Origin of the sequence: Sinomonas susongensis (assembly GCF_005877005.1) — a bacterium.
Lineage (GTDB): Bacteria > Actinomycetota > Actinomycetes > Actinomycetales > Micrococcaceae > Sinomonas > Sinomonas susongensis.
Window position 1 is genome coordinate 198,418 of the sequence record NZ_SSNH01000005.1, and the last position, 19,468, is coordinate 217,885.

General features: G+C 70.5%; 19 protein-coding genes. 13 read left to right on the forward strand and 6 right to left on the reverse strand.

The window, feature by feature from the left end:
- Nucleotides 1-1,365, forward strand: coding sequence for a M16 family metallopeptidase (locus E6A21_RS08860; RefSeq protein ID WP_138443769.1), 1,365 nt, complete (start codon nucleotides 1-3; stop codon nucleotides 1,363-1,365).
- A 30-nt stretch (nucleotides 1,366-1,395) separates the two neighbouring features.
- On the opposite strand, the gene E6A21_RS08865 is transcribed toward E6A21_RS08860, so the two are convergent.
- The 6 genes from E6A21_RS08865 to moaA all read right to left on the reverse strand — a co-directional run bounded on the left by E6A21_RS08865 (nucleotide 1,396) and on the right by moaA (nucleotide 6,590).
- On the reverse strand, nucleotides 1,396-2,253 hold the full coding sequence (locus E6A21_RS08865; RefSeq protein WP_138443770.1) for an ABC transporter permease: 858 nt from the start codon (nucleotides 2,251-2,253) through the stop codon (nucleotides 1,396-1,398).
- A 1-nt stretch (nucleotide 2,254) separates the two neighbouring features.
- Nucleotides 2,255-3,193, reverse strand: coding sequence for an ABC transporter ATP-binding protein (locus tag E6A21_RS08870; RefSeq protein ID WP_138443771.1), 939 nt, complete (start codon nucleotides 3,191-3,193; stop codon nucleotides 2,255-2,257).
- Nucleotides 3,190-4,299: a LolA family protein gene (locus tag E6A21_RS08875; RefSeq protein WP_138443772.1), complete on the reverse strand. Its 1,110-nt coding sequence runs from the start codon at nucleotides 4,297-4,299 to the stop codon at nucleotides 3,190-3,192. The genes E6A21_RS08870 and E6A21_RS08875 overlap by 4 nt, the downstream gene beginning before the upstream one ends.
- A 62-nt stretch (nucleotides 4,300-4,361) precedes the next feature.
- Nucleotides 4,362-5,201, reverse strand: a complete 840-nt coding sequence (locus tag E6A21_RS08880) for a TolB family protein (RefSeq protein WP_138443773.1) — start codon at nucleotides 5,199-5,201, stop codon at nucleotides 4,362-4,364.
- A 15-nt stretch (nucleotides 5,202-5,216) separates the two neighbouring features.
- Entirely contained in the window at nucleotides 5,217-5,486 is a 270-nt protein-coding gene (locus tag E6A21_RS08885; protein ID WP_342777850.1) for a MoaD/ThiS family protein, read from the reverse strand.
- A gap of 9 nt (nucleotides 5,487-5,495) precedes the next feature.
- Complete coding sequence (gene moaA / locus E6A21_RS08890) at nucleotides 5,496-6,590, reverse strand: GTP 3',8-cyclase MoaA (RefSeq protein WP_138443774.1); 1,095 nt, start codon at nucleotides 6,588-6,590, stop codon at nucleotides 5,496-5,498.
- Nucleotides 6,591-6,660: 70 nt separating this feature from the next.
- On the opposite strand from moaA, the gene E6A21_RS08895 reads away from it, so the two are divergent.
- The 12 genes from E6A21_RS08895 (at nucleotide 6,661) to pgsA (ending at nucleotide 19,464) form a co-directional block, all read left to right on the forward strand.
- A complete protein-coding gene (locus E6A21_RS08895; RefSeq protein WP_138443775.1) occupies nucleotides 6,661-8,238 on the forward strand; it encodes a molybdopterin-dependent oxidoreductase in 1,578 nt (525 codons plus the stop codon).
- A gap of 2 nt (nucleotides 8,239-8,240) precedes the next feature.
- Nucleotides 8,241-9,464 (forward strand): molybdopterin molybdotransferase MoeA, encoded by a 1,224-nt coding sequence (locus E6A21_RS08900; protein WP_246036294.1) that lies wholly within the window; start codon nucleotides 8,241-8,243, stop codon nucleotides 9,462-9,464.
- A 56-nt stretch (nucleotides 9,465-9,520) separates the two neighbouring features.
- Nucleotides 9,521-9,991, forward strand: coding sequence for a cyclic pyranopterin monophosphate synthase MoaC (moaC, locus tag E6A21_RS08905; RefSeq protein WP_425471536.1), 471 nt, complete (start codon nucleotides 9,521-9,523; stop codon nucleotides 9,989-9,991).
- Complete coding sequence (locus E6A21_RS08910) at nucleotides 9,988-10,464, forward strand: MogA/MoaB family molybdenum cofactor biosynthesis protein (RefSeq protein ID WP_246036296.1); 477 nt, start codon at nucleotides 9,988-9,990, stop codon at nucleotides 10,462-10,464. Before moaC ends, E6A21_RS08910 begins: the two co-directional genes overlap by 4 nt.
- On the forward strand, nucleotides 10,454-10,927 hold the full coding sequence (locus tag E6A21_RS08915) for a molybdenum cofactor biosynthesis protein MoaE (protein ID WP_138443778.1): 474 nt from the start codon (nucleotides 10,454-10,456) through the stop codon (nucleotides 10,925-10,927). Before E6A21_RS08910 ends, E6A21_RS08915 begins: the two co-directional genes overlap by 11 nt.
- A gap of 23 nt (nucleotides 10,928-10,950) precedes the next feature.
- Nucleotides 10,951-11,709 (forward strand): 4-hydroxy-tetrahydrodipicolinate reductase, encoded by a 759-nt coding sequence (gene dapB, locus E6A21_RS08920; RefSeq protein ID WP_138443779.1) that lies wholly within the window; start codon nucleotides 10,951-10,953, stop codon nucleotides 11,707-11,709.
- Nucleotides 11,710-11,711: 2 nt separating this feature from the next.
- Nucleotides 11,712-12,194, forward strand: a complete 483-nt coding sequence (locus E6A21_RS08925) for a tetratricopeptide repeat protein (RefSeq protein ID WP_246036298.1) — start codon at nucleotides 11,712-11,714, stop codon at nucleotides 12,192-12,194.
- 240 nt (nucleotides 12,195-12,434) lie between these two features.
- Nucleotides 12,435-13,184, forward strand: a complete 750-nt coding sequence (locus tag E6A21_RS08930; RefSeq protein ID WP_138443780.1) for a carbon-nitrogen hydrolase family protein — start codon at nucleotides 12,435-12,437, stop codon at nucleotides 13,182-13,184.
- A 53-nt stretch (nucleotides 13,185-13,237) separates the two neighbouring features.
- On the forward strand, nucleotides 13,238-14,146 hold the full coding sequence (gene dapA / locus E6A21_RS08935) for a 4-hydroxy-tetrahydrodipicolinate synthase (protein WP_138443781.1): 909 nt from the start codon (nucleotides 13,238-13,240) through the stop codon (nucleotides 14,144-14,146).
- Between the two features lie 46 nt (nucleotides 14,147-14,192).
- Nucleotides 14,193-15,884: a ribonuclease J gene (locus E6A21_RS08940; RefSeq protein WP_138443782.1), complete on the forward strand. Its 1,692-nt coding sequence runs from the start codon at nucleotides 14,193-14,195 to the stop codon at nucleotides 15,882-15,884.
- A gap of 94 nt (nucleotides 15,885-15,978) precedes the next feature.
- Entirely contained in the window at nucleotides 15,979-18,831 is a 2,853-nt protein-coding gene (locus E6A21_RS08945) for an FtsK/SpoIIIE family DNA translocase (protein WP_138443783.1), read from the forward strand.
- A 36-nt stretch (nucleotides 18,832-18,867) separates the two neighbouring features.
- On the forward strand, nucleotides 18,868-19,464 hold the full coding sequence (pgsA, locus tag E6A21_RS08950; protein WP_138443856.1) for a CDP-diacylglycerol--glycerol-3-phosphate 3-phosphatidyltransferase: 597 nt from the start codon (nucleotides 18,868-18,870) through the stop codon (nucleotides 19,462-19,464).
- Nucleotides 19,465-19,468: the final 4 nt, after the last annotated feature.

Sequence of the window (19,468 nt, forward strand, 5' to 3'; positions counted from 1 at the left end):
ATGGCCAGTGTTGCCTTGCCGCTGACCTCCGGTCAGCTGGTCGACGGTGCGCCGTCGACGACCACGATCTTCGGGCAGGATGGGGGCGCCGTCGTGCGCCGGTCCATCCTGCCCGGAGGCGTGCGTGTCCTCACCGAGGCGATGCCGGGCCAGCGCTCGGCATCCATCGGCTTCTGGGTCGGTGTCGGCTCCCGCGACGAGGCCGCGGGACAGCACGGCTCGACCCACTTCCTCGAGCACCTGCTGTTCAAGGGAACCCATCGTCGGACGGCCCTCGAGATCGCCTCGGCCTTCGACGAGGTCGGCGGCGAGTCCAATGCGGCGACCGCCAAGGAGAGCACGTGCTACTACGCGCGGATCCTCGACACCGACCTGCCCATGGCGATCGACGTCATCGCCGATATGGTGACCTCCGCCGTCCTCGACCCTGACGAGCTCGAGCAGGAGCGCGACGTCATCCTCGAGGAGATCGCGATGGACGGCGACGACCCGACGGACGTCGCCCATGAGCATTTCGTGGCCTCCGTCCTCGGGAGCCACCCCTTGGGCCGGCCGATCGGGGGCACCCCGGAGGCGATCCGCGCCGTCGCCCGCGACTCGGTCTGGGAGCACTACCGCCGCTACTACCGCCCTTCGGAGCTCGTGGTGACGGCCGCCGGCGGCCTCGACCACGACGTCGTCTGCCGACTCGTGCTCGAGGCGCTCGAGTCAGCCGGCTGGAAGCTCGAGGAGGGTGCCGCTCCGGTCGCACGCCGTTCGACCGTCGCCGCGGAGATCGTCGGCCGACCGGGTCTCACGGTGGTCAAGCGGCAGGTGGAGCAGGCCAACGTCATCCTCGGCTGTCCGTCGATCACTGCAACGGATGAACGCCGCTACGTCATGAGCGTCCTGAACGCGGTGCTCGGCGGCGGAATGTCCTCGCGCCTGTTCCAGGAGATCCGCGAGAAGCGGGGGCTCGTGTATTCCACCTATTCGTTCGCCTCGGCGTACGCCGACGCAGGTTACTTCGGCCTCTACGCCGGCTGCGCTCCCGCCAAGGTGCGGCAGGTGCTCGGCCTCATGGACGCCGAGCTCACGAAGCTCGCCGAGCATGGGGTCACCGAGGAGGAGCTGCGCAAGGCAGTGGGGCAGCTTTCGGGGGGCATCGTGCTGGCGCTCGAGGACACAGGCTCGCGGATGTCACGGCTGGGCCGCGCGGAGCTCGTCTCCGGCGAGTTCCAGGATGTCGACGAGACGCTACTGCAGATCCGGTCGGTGACGGCCGACGAAGTCCGGGAGCTCGCGGGTCAGCTCGCGGCCGCACCGCGCACCATCACCGTCGTGGGGCCGTTCGACGAGGCGGAGACCTTCGGGCTGGCTGTCTGACGACCGGTCCCGGCGCGCGCTGCTCCGGGCCTACGCCAGGATGTCCTTCGTGGTGAACCGTCCATACGCAAGCGCGCCGAAGAAGGCGACGTAGGCCGCCTGGAGGAGGGCGTTCTCCCCGAAGGATCCCCACGAGATCGGTTGGCGCAGGAGGTCTGCGAGGTCGAGCCAGTGGTCGCTCAGGAGCCACGGATGGAGCCAGTCGAGCTGGTCGAGCGCGTCGAGCACTTGGGAGACGACGGCGAGGACGATCGTCGCGGCCATCGCGCCGACCGGAACCGTGGTCATGGTCGAGGCGAAGAGGCCGATGGCGGCGAGCCCGAGCAGCGAGACAGTCGCGAAGCCGCCCATGAGGAGCAGCCGCCCGAAGGCTTCCCCCGGTCCGATCGTGTCGCCCGAGAGCAAAGTTGCCCGCCCGACCGGGAACAGGGCCAGGCCTGCGAGGACCCCGCCGAGGACGACGGCGAGCGCCGCGGCCACGCAGAACACCACCGTCGCGAGGTACTTGATCACGAGCAGCCGTATTCGCCCCGCGGGCGCGACGAGCAGGTAGCGCAGGGTCCCGAGGCTGGCTTCGCCCGCGATGGTGTCCCCGGCCACGACTCCTACCGTGAGCGGGAGGAACAGGGGCATGCAGACGATGAGCCCGATGACGCCGACGAAGAGGCCGTTGTGGGTGACCTGATCGAGGAAGGCGGGCCCGCGGCCCGTGGGCGGTCCTTTGGGCGAGAAGCGCACCGCGAGCCCGATGAGCACCGGCACCGCGGCGAGCGCCACGAGCATGGCCCACGTGCGCCAGCGCCGGAACAGGACCGACACTTCCGAGAGGAAGAGCCTGAGACTGGTCGGCAGGGCGTTGGGCAGACTCTTCGGCTGACTTTCCGACATGCTATTCGGCAACGTCGAACCCCTCTCCGGTCAGCTCGACGAAGCGTTCCTCGAGGCTCGGTGCCGCGGCGCTGAAGCCTCTGACCCGGGCTCCCGCCCGGACGAGGGCTGCCACGATGTCCTCGGCGGGCGGCGCACCGTCGGCCTCCGCGGTGAGCGTGCCGGGGGCCGAGGCTTCCAGTTCTAGGCCGAGCTTGCGCAGGACGTCGGCGGCGACTCCGGTATCCGGCGTCCGGACCTCGATGCGGTGGCGCGCGGCGCCGCGGAGTTCGTCGAGGGGGCCCTGCGCGACGAGCCGCCCGGCGCGAAGCACCGCGGCATGTGTACAGATCTGCTCGACCTCGGCGAGAAGGTGGCTCGAGACGAAAACGGTCGTGCCGTCGTCCGCGAGCGAGCGGATGAGCGACCGTACCTCCCGCGTCCCCTGCGGGTCGAGGCCGTTGGTGGGCTCGTCGAGGACGAGCAGCTCGCGCGGTGCGAGGAGCGCCCCGGCCAGGCCCAGGCGCTGCTTCATGCCGAGCGAGTAGGCGTGGACCTTCTTGTGCGCGGCATGCGAGAGCCCTACCCGCTCGAGCGCTCGTGCGACACGCCCCGGCTGGGAGGATGCGGAGGCCTTGGGGTCCGCCGTGTCGAGGCGCCGGAGGTTGGCCTCGCCCGAGAGGAACGGATAGAACGCGGGCCCCTCGACCAGGGCTCCCACTCGCGGGAGCACGCTCGCGAGACGGTCGGGCATCCCCTCGCCGAGCACCTCGGCGTTGCCCTCGGTCGGGGAGACGAGCCCGAGGAGCATGCGGATCGTCGTCGTCTTCCCCGAGCCGTTGGGTCCGAGGAAGCCGAAGACGGCGCCTCGGGGCACGGCGAGATCGAGGCGGTCGACGGCGGTCTGGTGTCCGAAGCGCTTCGTGAGTCCGGTGGTGCGGACAGCGAGCTCTTCCGTCACTTCGCGGCGGCCATGAGGGTCGCTGCGGGGACGGCTCCGGCGACGACCCTACCGTCGTTCGTGACGAGGACGTTCACGAGCGAGGTCGAGAGCAGCTTCCCGTCCGCGACGGGCGAGGCGAGCTGCTTCACGAGGGCCGAGTCGGTGAGCCCTGCGGGCACCTTGTCGGCCGGGATGACGACGACGGAGTCCCAGCTCTTCGCGGCGCTTGCCTGGGAGGACCCGGTCTGGGAAGGCTTGGGCGACGCGCTCGCCTTGGGCGTCGCTCCCGAGCCCGCCTTGGGGGCGGGGAGGGGCTCCTGCTTCACCGTCGCGCCCGCGGGTGGCGTGAAGGCGAAGACGGAAGCATCCGGCGCGTGGAGGTCGAGATTCTGGAAGGCCGTATGGAGCGCAGGGTCGGACTGGCCCTTGGCATAGACGTCTACCGAGAGCGGGAGGCCGGTCTGGGACTCGACGGCGATCTGAACGGAGGCGACGAGCGTGCCCGGGGTCTTGGGGGTCAGAACCAGCGTGTAGGCCGTGTGGCCGGCGACCGTGGTGGTGGGGCCCAGACTGATGTCCGTGCTCGTGCCTGCCGCGGTCAGGAAGCGCTGGGCGAGCTGGTCAGGAGTGACCGCGGGGACGCTGGGCGACGCTGTGCTCGGCACTGATCCCTCGGCCGTCGAGCCGCCGGCGGGGACGCTCACCCGGGTCGCGGTATTGGTCTTCGAGTCGTAGGTCCACGCGTCGTTCCCGTTCCGCACGGCATCCCGTTCGGCGAGCTGGTCCATGACCTGCACCCGGAGCTTCGTCGGCCCGTCGGCGTAGACACGGGCAGTGTGCGAGGTCGTGAGGAGTTCGAGGATCGTTGCCGCGGAGCCGAGGCTCGCGCTGTTGGTCGCTGGACCGAGCGCCTGGGACGGGATCGAGGGCAGCCCGAGGTCCGCCTTCTCTTCCACGGTCCCTGAGAACTGTCGGGCGGTGTGCGCTGCGACGAGGGCGAGCACCTGTTCGGGGGTCGAGGGCGACGGCGGTGGGACGGCCGAGGCGCCTCCCGCGAGCACGGCAACCGCGACAGCGGCTGGCACAGCGGCCGCGGGCAGCCATCGGGTCCAGATTCGCTTCATACCCCAACGCTACGCCGCGCGCTGACCCGTGTCGTCCTCCCGTGGTCGTATCCGTGGAGGGATCACTCCTGATAGGCGACGTATGCGAAGCGGTCTCCGCCGGGGGACCAGCTGGGGACATTGATCGTCCCCTGGCCTCCCCAGAGCGGCAGCCGCCGGACCGGCTGGGTCCAGTCGTCGGCGACCACGCACAGTTCGACGTCGAGGCCGCCCGGATGGCCCCGCGTCCCCGAGGGGTAGCTCAGGTACACGGCCGCGGTGCCGTCCGGGGTCAGGTGCGGGAACCAGTTGACCCGCTCGTCGAACGTGAGCTGCTCGGCGTCGCCGCCCTCGGACGGGATGCGCGCGATCTGGGCCTGACCGGGCGAGAACGCCTCCGTGTTGAAGTAGATCCAACTGCCGTCGGGGGAGAATTCGCAGCCGTCGGCGGGCGCAGTGCCGAACGTGACCTGACGGTCAGGGCCGCCCTGCGACGGGATGGTGAAGATGTTCACACGGCCCCACCGGTTGTCGCCCTCGGCTTCGACGCCGACGTAGGCGAGCGTTCCGCCGTCCGGGCTCACGCCGTGGAGGAAGTGGAGCCGGCCGTCGTCGTTGGTGACGCGGGACGCGCGCCCTCCGGCGAGCTGCGCCCGGTAGATGTGGCCGTCCTCGGCCGAGACGAAGACGTGCTCGCCGTCGGGGTCGAGGACGTGGTCGTTGTTGAGTTCGGGGACGTCGGAGATCGGGATCCGGTCCAGGCTGCTCGTAGCGAGGTCGAAGCGCCACAGGACGCCGTCGCCGTTGAGGATGAGCGCGCGCCCGTCCCGCGTCCAGTTCGGGGCCTCGAGGTGGAGGCGGTGCGTCTCGAGGACGAGTTCGGGGTCGCCGGAGATGGAGGTGGTGAAGACCTGGGAGATCACGCGCCCATCCTCGCGCTATCCCCCCGCGAACGGCGGGAGGACGTCGACGAGGTCCCCTTCGGCGAGTCGCCGCTGGGGGTCCTTGGCCGCGACCTCGTTGACGAGGTACGAGCACCGGCGCAGGACGTCGGCGAGCACGGGCGCGTCGCCGCCCGGCGACCGGACGACGGCGCGGGCTGCCTCCAGGACGCGGGCGAGGGTGGCGCCGTCAGGGACCTCGAGGGCCTCGCTCTCGACGCCGGCGGCGGCGGAGGCCGCGGCGTAGTACCGGAGGGTGATGACCATCCTCGTGCCTCAGCCTCCGATCGCGCTCATGGAGCGGTCGGGCTGGACGAAGTCGGGGGCACCGAGGCCGACGTGGCCCATGCCGTGTGCACGGGGCTTGAGCCACATCGCGTCCTGCCAGCGGGCGGCGATCTCGTCGTCGTCGGCCCCGCCACGCAGGAGGCCGCGGAGATCGACCTCCTCGCGGGAGAAGAGGCAGCTCATGACCTTGCCCTCCGCGGTGACCCGGGTCCGCTTGCAGTCTGCGCAGAACGGCTCGGTGACGGATGCGATGATGCCGACTGTCCCCAGCGGCGGCCCCAGCGGTGCCTCGCCGGCTGCGGCGTCGCGGTCGCGGACCTCGAAGCGCTCGGCGGGAGCGCCGTCGCGCGCCCTCGGGTCGGGGGAGAGCAGGAAACGCTCGTCGAGGCGCTCGCGGATCTCCGACGCGGTGACCATGCCCTCGCGCGTCCAGCCGTGGTCGGCGTCGAGGGGCATCTGCTCGATGAACCGCAGCTCGTAGCCGCGCTCGAGGCACCATGCGAGGAGTTCTGCGCCGTCGCCGTCGTTGATCCCGCGCATGAGCACCGCGTTGATCTTGATCGGACCGAGGCCGGCGCGGTCGGCCGCTTCGATTCCGGCGAGCACGCGGTCGAAGAACGGCCTCCGGGTGAGCTGCGCGAACGTCCCGGGGTGGAGGGTGTCGAGGGAGATGTTGATCCGGGTCAGGCCCGCGGCCTTGAGCGGCGCTGCCTTCGCAGTAAGCCCGACGGCGTTGGTGGTCAGGGCGATCGGCAGGTCGGGGTGCGCGGCCCGCAGCCCCGCGACGATCTCGACGACGTCGGCCCGGACGAGGGGCTCGCCTCCCGTGAGGCGGAGCTCGCGGATGCCCAGCCTGTCGACGCCGATGCCGACCAGCCGGATGATCTCGTCCGCGGTGAGCACGGCCTGTCTCGAAAGCCACTCGAGGCCCTCCGCGGGCATGCAGTATGAGCAGCGCAGGTTGCATTTGTCGGTCAGCGAAAGACGGAGGTCCGTCGCCACACGCCCGAACTGATCGCGCAGCCCTTCGGAGGCCGGCAGTTCCCCCAGCAGCCCCTTGGGGGCAGGGCGCTCTACTGTCATAGGTCCACGTTACGCCAGTGGCCCCCACCACGCCCCGCTTGCGCTCAGGATACGGACCTATTCTGGAACCATGGGAGCAACCCAGCTGCGCCCCCCGGTCAACACGGCGCGGCATCCGTACTGGTGGTCGGCCGCAGCGGGAGTGCTCGCCGCCGTCGCGGGGGTCCTCGCGGGCGAGCTGCTCGCGGGCCTCGCGAGCCCGTCGCTCAGCCCCGTCTCCGCGGTTGGGAGCGCGGTGGTCGACTTCGCGCCGCCTCCCGCCAAGGAATGGGCGATCCAGACGTTCGGGACGGGAGACAAGACCTTCCTCGTCACCGTGATCTCGATCGTGCTGCTGGCCGTCGGTGCCGCGGCGGGCGTCCTCGAGCTCCACCGCCCCGGCGCCGGTGTGGCCGTCGCAACCCTCATCGGCATCGTGGGGATCGCCGCCGTCGCGACGCGGTCCCTGTCGAATCCGCTCGCCATCGCGTGTGCCGTCGCCGCTGCCGCTGTCGCCGCAGCCCTCGTGCGCTGGCTCGTCAAGGCCCTCCGGGCAGAAGACAGCGGTCCTGCAGACCCTGACGGCGAACCCGGGCTCGCACGCCGGAAGTTCCTGAGGGCCATGGCGGGCAGCGCCGTGGTCGTAGCCCTCGGCGGAGTCGTGACCGCCGTCGTCCGCGGCACAGCCCTCGCGGCCAGCGCAGCCCGGGACGCCCTCCGGCTGCCCACTCCCGCTTCGCCTGCGCCGCCGGTGCCCCCGAGTGCCTCGGTCGGGCTCTCCGGCATCGACCCGCTCGTGACGCCCAGCGCCGGCTTCTACCGGATCGACACGGCCCTCGTGGTTCCCTCAGTGGATCCGAACGGCTGGTCGCTGCAGGTCACCGGAATGGTCGAGGAGCCGCTCAGCATCTCGTGGCACGAGCTCCTGGCCCAGCCGCTCATCGAGCGGTACGTGACGATCGCGTGCGTCTCGAACCCCGTCGGCGGAAACCTCATCGGCAACGCACGCTGGCTCGGCTGGCCGATCCGCGAACTGCTGGCACGGGCGCGGCCCAAGGCCGGAGCCGACATGGTCCTCTCGCGCAGTGTCGACGGCTTCAGCGCGAGCACCCCGCTCGAGGTGCTCACTGACACGGGGACCGACGCGATGCTGGCGATCGCCATGAACGGCGAGCCCCTCCCACCGGAGCACGGCTTCCCGGTCCGGATGATCGTGCCCGGACTCTACGGCTTCGTCTCCGCGACCAAGTGGGTCAGCGAGCTCAAGGTCACGACCTTCGCGGCCGACCAGGCCTACTGGTCGACCCGCGGCTGGTCGGAGCGCGGCCCCATCAAGACGTCGTCCCGCATCGACGTCCCCAAGGACGCCGCCCGGGTCCCGACCGGCGACGTGATGGTCGGCGGAGTGGCGTGGGCACAGCACCGCGGGATCTCCAAGGTCGAGGTCATGGTCGACGACGGCAATTGGCAGCCTGCCGTCCTCGGCACGGGGATCTCCCGCGACACGTGGTACCAATGGTCGGCGAAGGTGCAGCTCTCTGCAGGAAGGCACCGGATCACGGTGCGTGCCACGGACGGGACGGGCGCACTCCAGACGGACCAGGCAGCGCCCCCGCCGCCCGACGGGGCGAGCGGCTACCACTCCGTCACCATCGAGGCAGGAGGTTGAGCATGGGAACGAGCGTCGACGACCACCGGAGGTCCATCCGGGACCTCCTCGCGCCGCTCGCCCAGCGCGCGCCTGTCGTGCGCCACCTCGACGGAGCCCTCGGCCTCGCCCTGGCGGCTGACCTCGCCGCCCCGGTCAGCCTCCCGCCCTTCGACAACTCGCAGATGGACGGCTTCGCAGTGCGGAGCTCGGATTTCGGGCCGGGGGAGCTCGCGATGGGGCGCGCCTTCGTGCCCGTGCGGCCCATTCCTGCCGGCACGGTCCCGGCTCCGCTCGCGCCCGGGCAGGCGGCGCCCATCATGACCGGAGCCATGCTTCCCGACGGCGCCGATGCAGTGGTTCCCGTCGAGCGGGCGCAGCCCCCGCGCTTCCCCGAGCCCGCTGAGCTCATGGACCACGCGCGCGTCGTGCTGCCCGCCGTCGATCCAGGCACGTACGTGCGGCGTGCCGGGAGCGACGTCGCTGCCGGCCGCATCGTGCTCGCCGCGGGGACTCGTCTCGGTCCGGCACAGCTTGGTCTTGCCGCCGCCCTGGGGCTCACGGAACTGCCCGTCCGGCCACCGCTGCGTGTCGCCGTCGTCAGCACGGGGGCCGAGCTCGCCGCGGCCGGCGAGCCGCTCTCGCCGGGCCAGATCTACGACTCCAACGGTGCCCTCCTCGTCGGGTCACTGCGCGACGGGGGAGTCGAGGCCACGGCGACGGCGGTGCGCAGCGACGATCCGGACGCGCTCCGGGCGGCCCTCGCCCAGGCCGCCCGGTCCGCGGACCTCCTCGTGACCACGGGAGGCGTTTCGAAGGGCGCGTTCGAGGCGACGAAGCTCGCGCTCGCGGACGCAGACGTCGAGTTCGTCCACCTCTCGATGCAGCCCGGCGGCCCACAGGGGATCGGGCGGGTGGCCGGCGTGCCGTTCCTCGGATTCCCCGGTAACCCGGTGAGCTGCTGGGTCTCATGGGAGATCCTCCTGAGGCCCGTCCTCGCGGAGCTCCTCGGTGTGCCAGCCGCCCGTCGGCGCCTCCGGCTCCCGCTCGCCGCCCCCCTCGACTCGCCGTCCGGAAAGCTCCAGGTGCGGCGCGCCCGCGTCGACGAGGACGGGCGCGCCAGCCTGGTCGGCGGCCCCGGTTCCCATCTCCTCGGCGCGCTCGCCGCCTCCGATGCCCTCGTCCTGGTGCCCGAGGACGTGACTGGGCTTCCGGCTGGCGCCGACGTGGAAGTATGGCTCCTGTGAACGACTCCGAACACCCCCAGGGACTCACTCACGTGCGCCCTGACGGCAGCGCCTACATGGTCGACGTGAGCGAAAAGCCCGAGACGAGCCGTGAGGCAACCGCCCAGGCCGTGCTGCGCACGACCACCGAGGTCATCTCGCTCCTGTCCGAGGGCGGCCTCCCCAAGGGCGACGCGCTCGCCGTCGCTCGCGTGGCCGGAATCATGGCAGCCAAGAGGACCCCCGAGCTCATTCCCCTGTGCCATCCCCTCCCGATCTCCAAGGTGACCGTCGACTTCGAGCTCTCCGAGAACTCTGTCCGTATCCTTGCGGCCGTCAAGACCCGGGGCGTGACAGGGGTCGAGATGGAGGCGCTCACCGCCGCATCCGTCGCGGCGCTCGGCGTCTACGACATGGTCAAGGCCGTGGACAAGCACGCCGTGATCGGCGAGGTCAAGGTGCTCGCGAAGAGCGGCGGAAAGAGCGGAGACTGGGCCCTGTCGCAGGAGCCGGGGGTACCGGGGGACGCGGCGGGGGAGCCCGCGTGACGCGCCGGGCAGGCATCGTCATCGCCTCGACCCGGGCGGCGACGGGAGTCTACGAGGACCAGTCGGCGCCCGTCATCGCCGACTGGCTCGCCGAGCACGGCTTCGACGTCGTCCCGGCCGCCGTGGTTCCCGATGGGCCCCCCGTCGGAGCCGCGCTCCGAGGACTCCTCGCGCTCGCGCCGTCCGTCGTCGTCACGAGCGGCGGTACGGGCCTGAGCCCCGACGATGCCACGCCGGAAGAGACGCTGCCGCTCCTGGACCGGGAGATCCCGGGCATCATGGAAGCCATCCGCCGTGCCGGAGCGGCGAAGACCCCGCTTGCGGCGCTCAGCCGCGGGCATGCGGGAGTCGCGGGGAGGACCTTCGTCGTGAATCTCCCGGGTTCGCCATCGGGCGTCATGGACGGCCTCACCGTGCTCGACCCGCTCATCGGGCACCTGTGCGACCAGCTGGAGGGCGGGCATGGCCACTGATAACGCCTCGGAACAGGTCGAGATCGTCCACGCGGAGATCTCCCGCGAGCCCCTCGACGAGTCTGCGGCCCGGCAGGCCGTCGACGCCGCGGACGCCGGCGCCGTCGTCTCCTTCGCCGGGGTCGTGCGCAACCACCACGAGGGCCGCGGCGTCCTCCGGCTCCACTACACGGCGCATCCGACCGCCCAGGCCGCCCTCCGCGGCGTGATCGACGCGGTCGTCTCGGAGCATCTCGAGCGGCGCGGGGCCTCGGAGCGCGCGATGCGCGTATGGATCGCGCACCGGATCGGCGACCTCGGAGTCGGCGATGTGGCGTTCGTCTGCGCCGTCTCCTCGGCCCACCGCGGCGAGGCGTTCCGCCTGTGCTCGGACCTCGTGGACCGGGTCAAGGCCGAGGTGCCCATCTGGAAGGAGCAGTTCTTCGACGACGGCGGCAAGGAGTGGGTCGCGGCGCTCGGCTGATGCGCTCCATTAGGCTTGAACCCATGGCAGAACGACTTCCCGTGGCAGTGCTGGGTGCAAACGGGCGCATGGGATCCGAGGCGGTGAGGGCCGTCGAGGCGGCCCCGGACATGGAGCTCGTGGCCGCGCTGGGCCGCGACGACGCACTCGAGCCGATCGTCGACGCCGGAGCCCGCTACGTCGTCGACCTCACCGTGCCTGACGCCACCGAGCGGAACGTCCGCTTCGCCGTCGAGCACGGTGTGCACGCCGTCGTCGGGACCACCGGGTGGACCGGCGAGCGGCTCGACCGACTCCGCGTCCTGTTGGCAGAGCACGACGGCGTGGGCGTGCTCATCGCGCCGAATTTCGCGCTCGGTTCCGTACTCGCCACGGCATTCGCCGCGAAGGCCTCCCGCTACTTCGAGTCCGTGGAGATCGTCGAACTGCACCATCCCGACAAGATCGACGCGCCGTCAGGGACCGCCATCCGGACCGCCCAGCTCATCGCGGCGAACCGGGCCGAGGCCGGGCTCGGCGCGTCGCCGGATGCGACCCAGAAGGAGCTCGACGGCGCCCGCGGCGCCGAAGTCGACGGGGTGCGGGTGCACGCAGTCCGCCTCCGCGGGCTCGTTGCCCATCAGGAGGTCCTGCTCGGGGGCGCCGGAGAGCAGCTGACGATCCGCCACGACTCGTTCGACCGGGCCTCGTTCATGCCCGGCGTCCTCCTCGGCCTGCGCGGTGTCGCCGAGCACCCCGGCCTGACCGTCGGTCTCGACGGCTATCTGGACCTGGGGCTCTGAGCGTGGACTGGATCAGGCAGCACAGGACCAAGCTGTGGGTCGCAGGAGTCGCCCTGCTGCTCGTGTTCTACCTCGTGCTCACCTTCAACCGCGCGTTCCTGCTCCTGGCCGATCCCCAGCCCATCGCGAAGGCCATCGGAGCCGGATACCTCGTGCTGCCGGTCATCGGGGCGTGGGCGCTCGTGCGGGAGATCATGTTCGGCAGCGGGCTCGAGCGGCTGGGCCGCGAGCTCGACGCCGAGGGCGGGCTGCCCGTGGATGCCCTGCCGCGCACGCCGGGCGGCCGCATCGTGCGCTCGTCGGCCGACGCCGAATTCCCCAAATACCAGGCCGAGACCGAGGCCGCACCTGAGGACTGGCGTTCGTGGTACCGCCTTGGGCTCGCGTACGACGCCTCGGGCGACCGCAAGCGTGCCCGGGCCGCGATGCGCCACGCCATCGCCCTCCACCGTGGAACCGCGGGGGCCACGGGCCACGGCCACTGAGCCTTCGAATCCACCTCTTGCCGTTCGAACATGCGTTCGATATGCTCGAACTCGAGCGGTCGGATGTCCGCGACAAGACGTCCGGGCCCGCCCTGCCGCCTGTCCCGCGGCGGGGCGGCCCCGGATCCCGGCGGGCCCGCACACCGACCGGAGGAACGCGCCGCTCCCGCGGAGACCTGCCGTCGTCGTCCGGTTCGACGCCCTCTGAGACTCCCATGCTGATGCCCTAATATGGGCCGCATGTCCGCTGAGCTCACCGTCGCAGCCGTGCAGTACGAGTCGAGCCCGGGCGGGATCGCGGCGAATATCCATGCGCACGTGAGTGCCCTCGAGGACGCGGACGACCACGGAGCCCGCGTCGCCGTGTTCCCCGAACTCTCACTCATCGGCTACGACCTCTCGCGGCTCGACGACGATGCGTGCTGGCTGACGAATCCGTCCGTCGAACTCGCCGAGATCCAGGCGGCCTGCGAGGACATGGGGATTGTCGCCGTCGTCGGGGCGGCAGTCCGGGAGCCCGACGGCACGCCGCGCCTCGCCTCCGTGCTCCTGCGCCCGGGGACCATACCGCTCATCGCGCCCAAGACACACCTCTGCGGTGACGAACAACACTACTTCGAGCCCGGGGGAGGGCCAACCCTCGTCGACATCGACGGATGGAGCATCGCGCTTGCCGTCTGCTTCGACGTCGCGAAGCCTTCGCACGCGGCCGAAGCAGCGGCGGCGGGGGCCGACCTCTACGCGGCGTCCGCGGTCTACGCCGTGGGGGACGAGCGGCGTCTCGACCTGCATTTCGGGGCCAGAGCGATGGACAGCCGCTTCTTCGCGCTCCTCGCGAACGCCGCGGGAACGACCTCGTTGGGCCGCTCCTGCGGAGGGAGCGGCGTGTGGGGCCCTGACGGCCACCGCATGACGCAGGCGCGCGGATCGGGCCCGGAGGTGGTCTCGGCCCTTCTCTTTAGGTCCGCGCTCGACCGTTACAGGCGGTAGGACGCGCGCCCGCCGTTGTCCAGGACCTGCCGCGACAGGGTAACGTTTTGAGCATGGCTGACTCTGACATCCGGACGCAAACTTTCGGCACTCTCCTGACCGCCATGGTGACCCCTTTCACCAAGGACGGCGAGGTCGACTACGAAGCGGCGGGTCAGCTGGCGGCGAAGCTTGTCGACGACGGGTGCGACGGGCTCGTCGTCACCGGCACCACGGGAGAGACCTCGACCCTCACCGACGAGGAGAACCTCGGCATGTTCAAGGCGGTCCTCGAGGCCGTCGGCGGCCGGGCGAAGGTCATTGCCGGCACCGGGACGAACGATACGCGTCACTCCATCAGCCTCTCCCGCCGGGCGGCGGACCTCGGGGTGGACGGACTCCTGCTCGTCACCCCCTATTACAACAAGCCCAGCCAGGCGGGAGTCCAGGCCCACTTCGAGGCCATCGCGTCCGCCGTCGAGCTCCCCGTCATGCTCTACGACATCCCCGGCCGCACGGGCATCCCGATCGCGACCGAGACGATTCTCCGGCTCGCGGAGCACCCGAACATCCAGGGCCTCAAGGACGCCAAGGCGGACTTCGCCTCGCTCACCCGGGTCCTGGCAAAGACGGACCTCGCCGTCTACTCAGGCGACGACGGCCTCACCCTCCCGTGGATGGCCGCCGGCGCCCTCGGCGTCGTCAGCGTCACGGCCCACGTTGCCACCAAGCAGTTCCGTGCCCTGGTCGACGCTGCCCTTGCCGGCGACTTCGCCACGGCCCGAAAGATCCACTTCGATCTCGACCCCGTCATCCGCGGCATCATGACCCGAGTCCAGGGCGCGGTCGCGACGAAGCAAGTTCTCACGTGGCAGGGAGTACTGCCCACCTCCACCGTCCGACTCCCGCTTGTGGAGCCGGGCGACACGGAGCTCGCCCTCATCCGAGCCGACCTGGCCGAAGCCGGAATGGACTTCGCCTAGATGGCCGGTGCTTAGCTACATGGCCTGTGCCTAGAAAGAAGAAGCAATGACCCAACTTGCCCTCCCGGTTCTCACCACGCCGCCGAAGCTGCCGCAGGGCACGCTCCGCATCGTGCCCCTCGGGGGACTGGGCGAGGTCGGCCGCAACATGGCCGTCTTCGAAATCGACGGCAAGCTCCTCATCGTCGACTGCGGCGTCCTCTTCCCTGAGGAGAATCAGCCGGGCGTGGACCTCATCCTGCCCGACTTCTCCTACATCGAGAACCGCATCCAGGACGTCGTGGCCTGCGTGCTCACCCATGGGCACGAAGACCACATCGGGGCTGTCCCGTACCTCCTCCGGCACCGCCGGGACATTCCCCTCGTGGGGTCGCAGCTCACGCTCGCCCTCGTCGAGGCGAAGCTCGCCGAGCACCGCATCACCCCGGTGCTGCGGGTGGTCGAAGAGGGCCAGGTGCTCGACTTCGGCCCCTTCCAGACCGAATTCGTCGCCGTCAACCACTCGATTCCCGACGCCCTCGCGGTGTTCATCCGCACGGCGGGTGGAACGGTGCTCCACACCGGCGACTTCAAGATGGACCAGCTCCCGCTCGACGGCCGCATCACCGACCTGCGGCACTTCGCCCGGCTGGGGGAGGAGGGCGTGGACCTCCTCATGGCCGATTCGACGAACGCCGACATCCCGGGCTTCACGACCGCCGAGAAGGAGATCGGGCCCGTGCTCGACCGCCTGTTCGGCCAGGCCCGAAAGCGGGTCATCGTCGCGAGCTTCTCGTCGCACGTCCACCGTGTGCAGCAGGTGCTCGACGCGGCCCACCACCATGGCCGCAAGGTCGCCTTCGTCGGTCGGTCGATGGTGCGGAACATGACCATCGCCGCGAAGCTCGGCTACCTCGACGTCCCGCCGGGCATCCTCATCGACGTCAAGCACCTCGAGGACTACCCCGACCACCAGCTCGTCCTCATGTCGACCGGTTCGCAGGGCGAGCCGATGGCTGCCCTCTCCCGGATGGCCAACGGAGACCACCGCGTCCAGGTGGGCCCGGGGGACATGGTGATCCTTGCGTCGTCGCTCATCCCGGGCAACGAGAACGCGGTGTTCCGTGTCATCAACGGCCTGCTCAAGCTCGGCGCGAACGTCGTCCACAAGGGCAATGCCAAGGTGCACGTCTCGGGCCACGCGGCGGCGGGGGAGCTCCTCTACTGCTACAACATCATCGAGCCCCTCAACGCGATGCCCGTCCACGGCGAGACCCGCCATCTCATCGCGAACGGGAACCTCGCGCTCGAGACCGGCATGGAGCCGGGCAGCGTGATCCTCGGGGACAACGGCACCGTCGTCGACCTCGCGAACGGCCGGGCACGGATCGTGGGCCAGGTCGAGGTCGGCTTCGTGTACGTCGACGGCAGCAGCGTCGGCGCAATCACCGACGCCGACCTCAAGGACAGGCGGATCCTGGGCGACGAGGGCTTCATCTCCGTGATCACGGTTGTGAACCGATCCACCGGCAAGGTTGTCTCTGGCCCCGAGATCCACGCCCGCGGCGTGGCGGAGGACGACGCCGTCTTCGACGACATCATCCCGAGGGTCAACGAGGCGCTCGAGGAAGCGATCCTCGCCAAGCCGGACCACACGCCGTACCAGCTGCAGCAGGTCGTGCGCCGCGTCATCGGAACCTGGGTGAGCCGCAAGCTGCGCCGGCGTCCGATGATCATTCCCGTGGTGCTCGAGGCCTGATCGGGAACCGCGAGCCGGAAGAGGGCCGCCGAACCGGGGACGCCAGCCGTGGATGTCCCCGGAATCGGCGGCCCTCCGCGTTACCGTAGGGAACATGGCGACCCGCACCTCCTCCGCGCCACGGACCACCCGAGCCGGCCAGCCCAAGGGCTCTGGCTCCGGATCGAAGCGCCCCTCTGGCCGGTCCTCCTCCGTCACGACCCGGGACTCCGGGCAGCCGTGGCTCGCGCGCGTCGTCGGGGGAGCATGGCAGGCCATCGCCCACACGGTGGGGGCAGGGGTGCGCCGCATCGGCACGGACGTGAGCGACGTCGACCCGGCTGTGCGCCGGGACGGCGCCGGCCTGTTCAACCTCGCTCTGGCCGTGTTCATCGCGACGTTCGCCTGGTGGGGCTGGCATGGCTGGTTCCCCGACGCGGTCTACGCGGTGGTCAACGGGACGTTCGGCTGGATCTCGCTCCTGCTCCCGCTCATGCTCGCCGTGTGCGCGTTCCGGCTCTTCCGCCATCCTGAGGACCAGCGCGGGAACAACCGAGTCGGCATCGGGTTCCTCGTCATGGCCTTCTCCGGCACGGGGATCGCAGACGTCGTCGGGGGCCTTCCCTCGGTCTCGGGCGGTTTCGACGGACTGCGTGCCGCGGGCGGCATGCTCGGCTTCCTCGCGGCTTCGCTCCTGGCAACGGTCCATCCTGCTGTTCCGCTCCTGGTCTACTCGTTCCTCGCCTTCGTCTCGGTGCTGATCGTCACCGCGACGCCGTTCACCGCCATCCCTCGGCGGCTCCGGGGAGCTTGGAACCACCTCGTGGGCGCGGATCTCGTGGACCATCACGACGACGACGCGCATGACCGCAGCTACCTGTACGACTCCGAGCGCCGCGCCCGCGAGGCCTCGCCGAGCCCGCAGAAGCCCGCCAAGAAGAAGCGCCGTCTCTTCGGGCGCGCCCAGGAGTCAGGAGAGGCGGAGGCGCCGGAGGGCTTCGCCGGCGACGAGCCCTACGAACGGGCGGTCGTCGGCGAACCCGACCCCACCGAGGCCCTGACGGCTCCGGGACGTTCCCAAGCCGAGGCGGCGATCGAGAAGATCCGCGCCGCGCGCGGCGGCAGCAGCCGCGCCGACGCCAAGGGCCCGGAGGACGCGACGGAGTCCATTCCGACCGTGGCCGTGCCCGCGGCCCTCGCCCAGGCCGCCGCGGCGGTGCCGTCCGCGCCCCGGCCGCCGGCGGCCCCGCCGTCGCCCATTCCCCAGCGGACGGAGCAGCTCCAGCTCGCCGGAGACGTCACGTACACCCTGCCCTCGTCGGAGCTCCTCGTCCAGGGCACGGCGCCGAAGGAACGCACGGAGGCGAACGACGCGATCGTCGCGGCCCTGACGAACACGCTCCAGCAGTTCAACGTCGACGCCGAAGTGACGGGCTTCAGCCGCGGGCCCACGGTCACGCGCTACGAGATCGAGCTCGCGTCCGGGACGAAGGTCGAGAAGGTCACCGCGCTGAGCAAGAACATCGCGTACGCGGTCGCGAGTTCCGACGTGCGCATCCTGAGCCCCATCCCGGGCAAGAGCGCCATCGGCATCGAGATCCCCAACACCGACCGCGAGACGGTCTCGCTCGGCGACGTCCTGCGCAGCCAGAACGCGCGCCGCACCGACCACCCGATGGTCATGGGCGTCGGCAAGGACGTCGAGGGCGGCTTCGTCGTCGCGAACCTCGCCAAGATGCCCCACCTGCTCGTCGCGGGCGCCACCGGCGCGGGCAAGTCCTCGTTCGTGAACTCCATGATCACGTCGATCCTCATGCGTGCCACCCCCGACGAGGTCCGCATGGTCATGGTCGATCCCAAGCGAGTCGAGCTCACCGCCTACGAAGGCGTCCCCCACCTCATCACCCCGATCATCACCAACCCGAAGAAGGCCGCGGAGGCGCTCCAATGGGTCGTCCGCGAGATGGACGCCCGCTACGACGACCTTGCGAACTACGGCTTCAAGCACATCGACGACTTCAACAAGGCAGTGCGTGCGGGAAAGGTCGTCCCGCCGCCCGGCTCGGAGCGGAAGGTCAAGGCCTACCCCTACCTGCTCGTGATCGTCGACGAGCTTGCGGACCTCATGATGGTCGCCCCGCGCGACGTCGAAGACTCGATCGTCCGCATCACCCAGCTCGCGCGTGCGGCTGGCATCCATCTCGTGCTGGCGACCCAGAGGCCGTCGGTCGACGTCGTGACGGGCCTCATCAAGGCGAACGTCCCCTCGCGCATGGCCTTCGCGACGTCGTCCGTGACGGATTCCCGAGTCGTCCTCGACCAGCCGGGTGCGGAGAAGCTCATCGGACAGGGTGACGCGCTCTTCCTGCCCATGGGCGCCTCCAAGCCGATGCGTGTGCAGGGTGCGTGGGTCTCCGAGTCGGAGATCCACCAGGTCGTCGAGCACGTCAAGGGCCAGCTGCAGGTCACCTACCGCGAGGACGTTGCCGCGGAGCCCGAGAAGAAGCAGATCGACGAGGAGATCGGCGACGACCTCGAGGTCCTGCTCCAGGCCACCGAGCTCGTCGTGACGACCCAGTTCGGCTCGACGTCGATGCTCCAGCGCAAGCTCCGGGTCGGCTTCGCGAAGGCGGGGCGGCTCATGGACCTCCTCGAGAGCCGAGGCGTCGTCGGCCCGTCCGAGGGTTCCAAGGCCCGCGACGTCCTGGTGAAGCCGGATGACCTGCCTGCGGTGCTCGCCGCGCTCCGGGGCGAGGATGCGCCGTCGTCCGCCTCTCCGGCAAGCCACGCCGAGCAGGCCCTCGCAGACAACGCAAACGCAAACCACCGCCTGGGCGACCAGGCGGTCGACTCGCCCTACGCGGAAGACCTCGTTGCCCGGGACCTCGACGACCGGACCCAGGCGACGGAGTACTACGACGAGGACGACGACGGCGGCGAGGACGCCTGGCAGCTCACCGGCCGCTAGGCTGGGTCAGTGACCAACGCACCGCCGCCCGAGCCGATGGGTCCTGAGCAGAGGGGAAAGGTGCCGTCCCGCCTCTGGAATGTGCCGAACGTCCTGACGATGTTCCGGATTGTCCTCGTCCCGGTGTTCGTCTGGCTGATGCTCGTGGACGGCTCCCGGCAGGGTCTCCTCCGATGGCTCGCGGTCGGGGCCTTTGCCCTCGCGATGTACACCGATCAGCTCGACGGCCAGATTGCCCGCAGTCGGAACCTGGTCACGAATTTCGGGAAGATCGCCGACCCGATTGCCGACAAGCTCCTCACCGGCGCCGCGCTGGTGCTGCTCTCGGTGCTGGGCGAGCTTCCGTGGTGGATCACGATCGTGATCCTCATCCGGGAATGGGGCATCACTGCCCTGCGTTTCGTGGTGATCCGCTACGGAGTCATGCCGGCGTCGTCGGGCGGGAAGCTCAAGACGGTGCTCCAGACGGTCGCCCTCGGGCTGTTCCTCCTTCCGCTGCGGTCCATAGCCCCGGCGGTCCCCGTGGTGGCGCTCGTCGTCATGCTCGCCGCGGTCGCGGTGACCGTCGTGACCGGAGTCGACTACGTCCTCAAGGCGATGCGGCTCCGTGCCGAGGCGCTGAAGGCAAGGTGAGGTG

Coding starts and splice junctions, on each gene's coding strand:
- dapB (WP_138443779.1), top strand. CDS start 10,951: ATGGCAGAACGACTTCCCGTGGCAGTGCTGGGTGCAAACGGGCGCATG.
- E6A21_RS08940 (WP_138443782.1), top strand. CDS start 14,193: ATGACCCAACTTGCCCTCCCGGTTCTCACCACGCCGCCGAAGCTGCCG.
- E6A21_RS08875 (WP_138443772.1), bottom strand. CDS start 4,299: ATGAAGCGAATCTGGACCCGATGGCTGCCCGCGGCCGCTGTGCCAGCC.
- pgsA (WP_138443856.1), top strand. CDS start 18,868: ATGGGTCCTGAGCAGAGGGGAAAGGTGCCGTCCCGCCTCTGGAATGTG.
- dapA (WP_138443781.1), top strand. CDS start 13,238: ATGGCTGACTCTGACATCCGGACGCAAACTTTCGGCACTCTCCTGACC.
- E6A21_RS08860 (WP_138443769.1), top strand. CDS start 1: ATGGCCAGTGTTGCCTTGCCGCTGACCTCCGGTCAGCTGGTCGACGGT.
- E6A21_RS08865 (WP_138443770.1), bottom strand. CDS start 2,253: ATGTCGGAAAGTCAGCCGAAGAGTCTGCCCAACGCCCTGCCGACCAGT.
- E6A21_RS08900 (WP_246036294.1), top strand. CDS start 8,241: ATGGGAACGAGCGTCGACGACCACCGGAGGTCCATCCGGGACCTCCTC.
- moaC (WP_425471536.1), top strand. CDS start 9,521: ATGGTCGACGTGAGCGAAAAGCCCGAGACGAGCCGTGAGGCAACCGCC.
- E6A21_RS08895 (WP_138443775.1), top strand. CDS start 6,661: ATGGGAGCAACCCAGCTGCGCCCCCCGGTCAACACGGCGCGGCATCCG.
- E6A21_RS08930 (WP_138443780.1), top strand. CDS start 12,435: ATGTCCGCTGAGCTCACCGTCGCAGCCGTGCAGTACGAGTCGAGCCCG.
- E6A21_RS08885 (WP_342777850.1), bottom strand. CDS start 5,486: ATGGTCATCACCCTCCGGTACTACGCCGCGGCCTCCGCCGCCGCCGGC.
- E6A21_RS08945 (WP_138443783.1), top strand. CDS start 15,979: ATGGCGACCCGCACCTCCTCCGCGCCACGGACCACCCGAGCCGGCCAG.
- moaA (WP_138443774.1), bottom strand. CDS start 6,590: ATGACAGTAGAGCGCCCTGCCCCCAAGGGGCTGCTGGGGGAACTGCCG.
- E6A21_RS08915 (WP_138443778.1), top strand. CDS start 10,454: ATGGCCACTGATAACGCCTCGGAACAGGTCGAGATCGTCCACGCGGAG.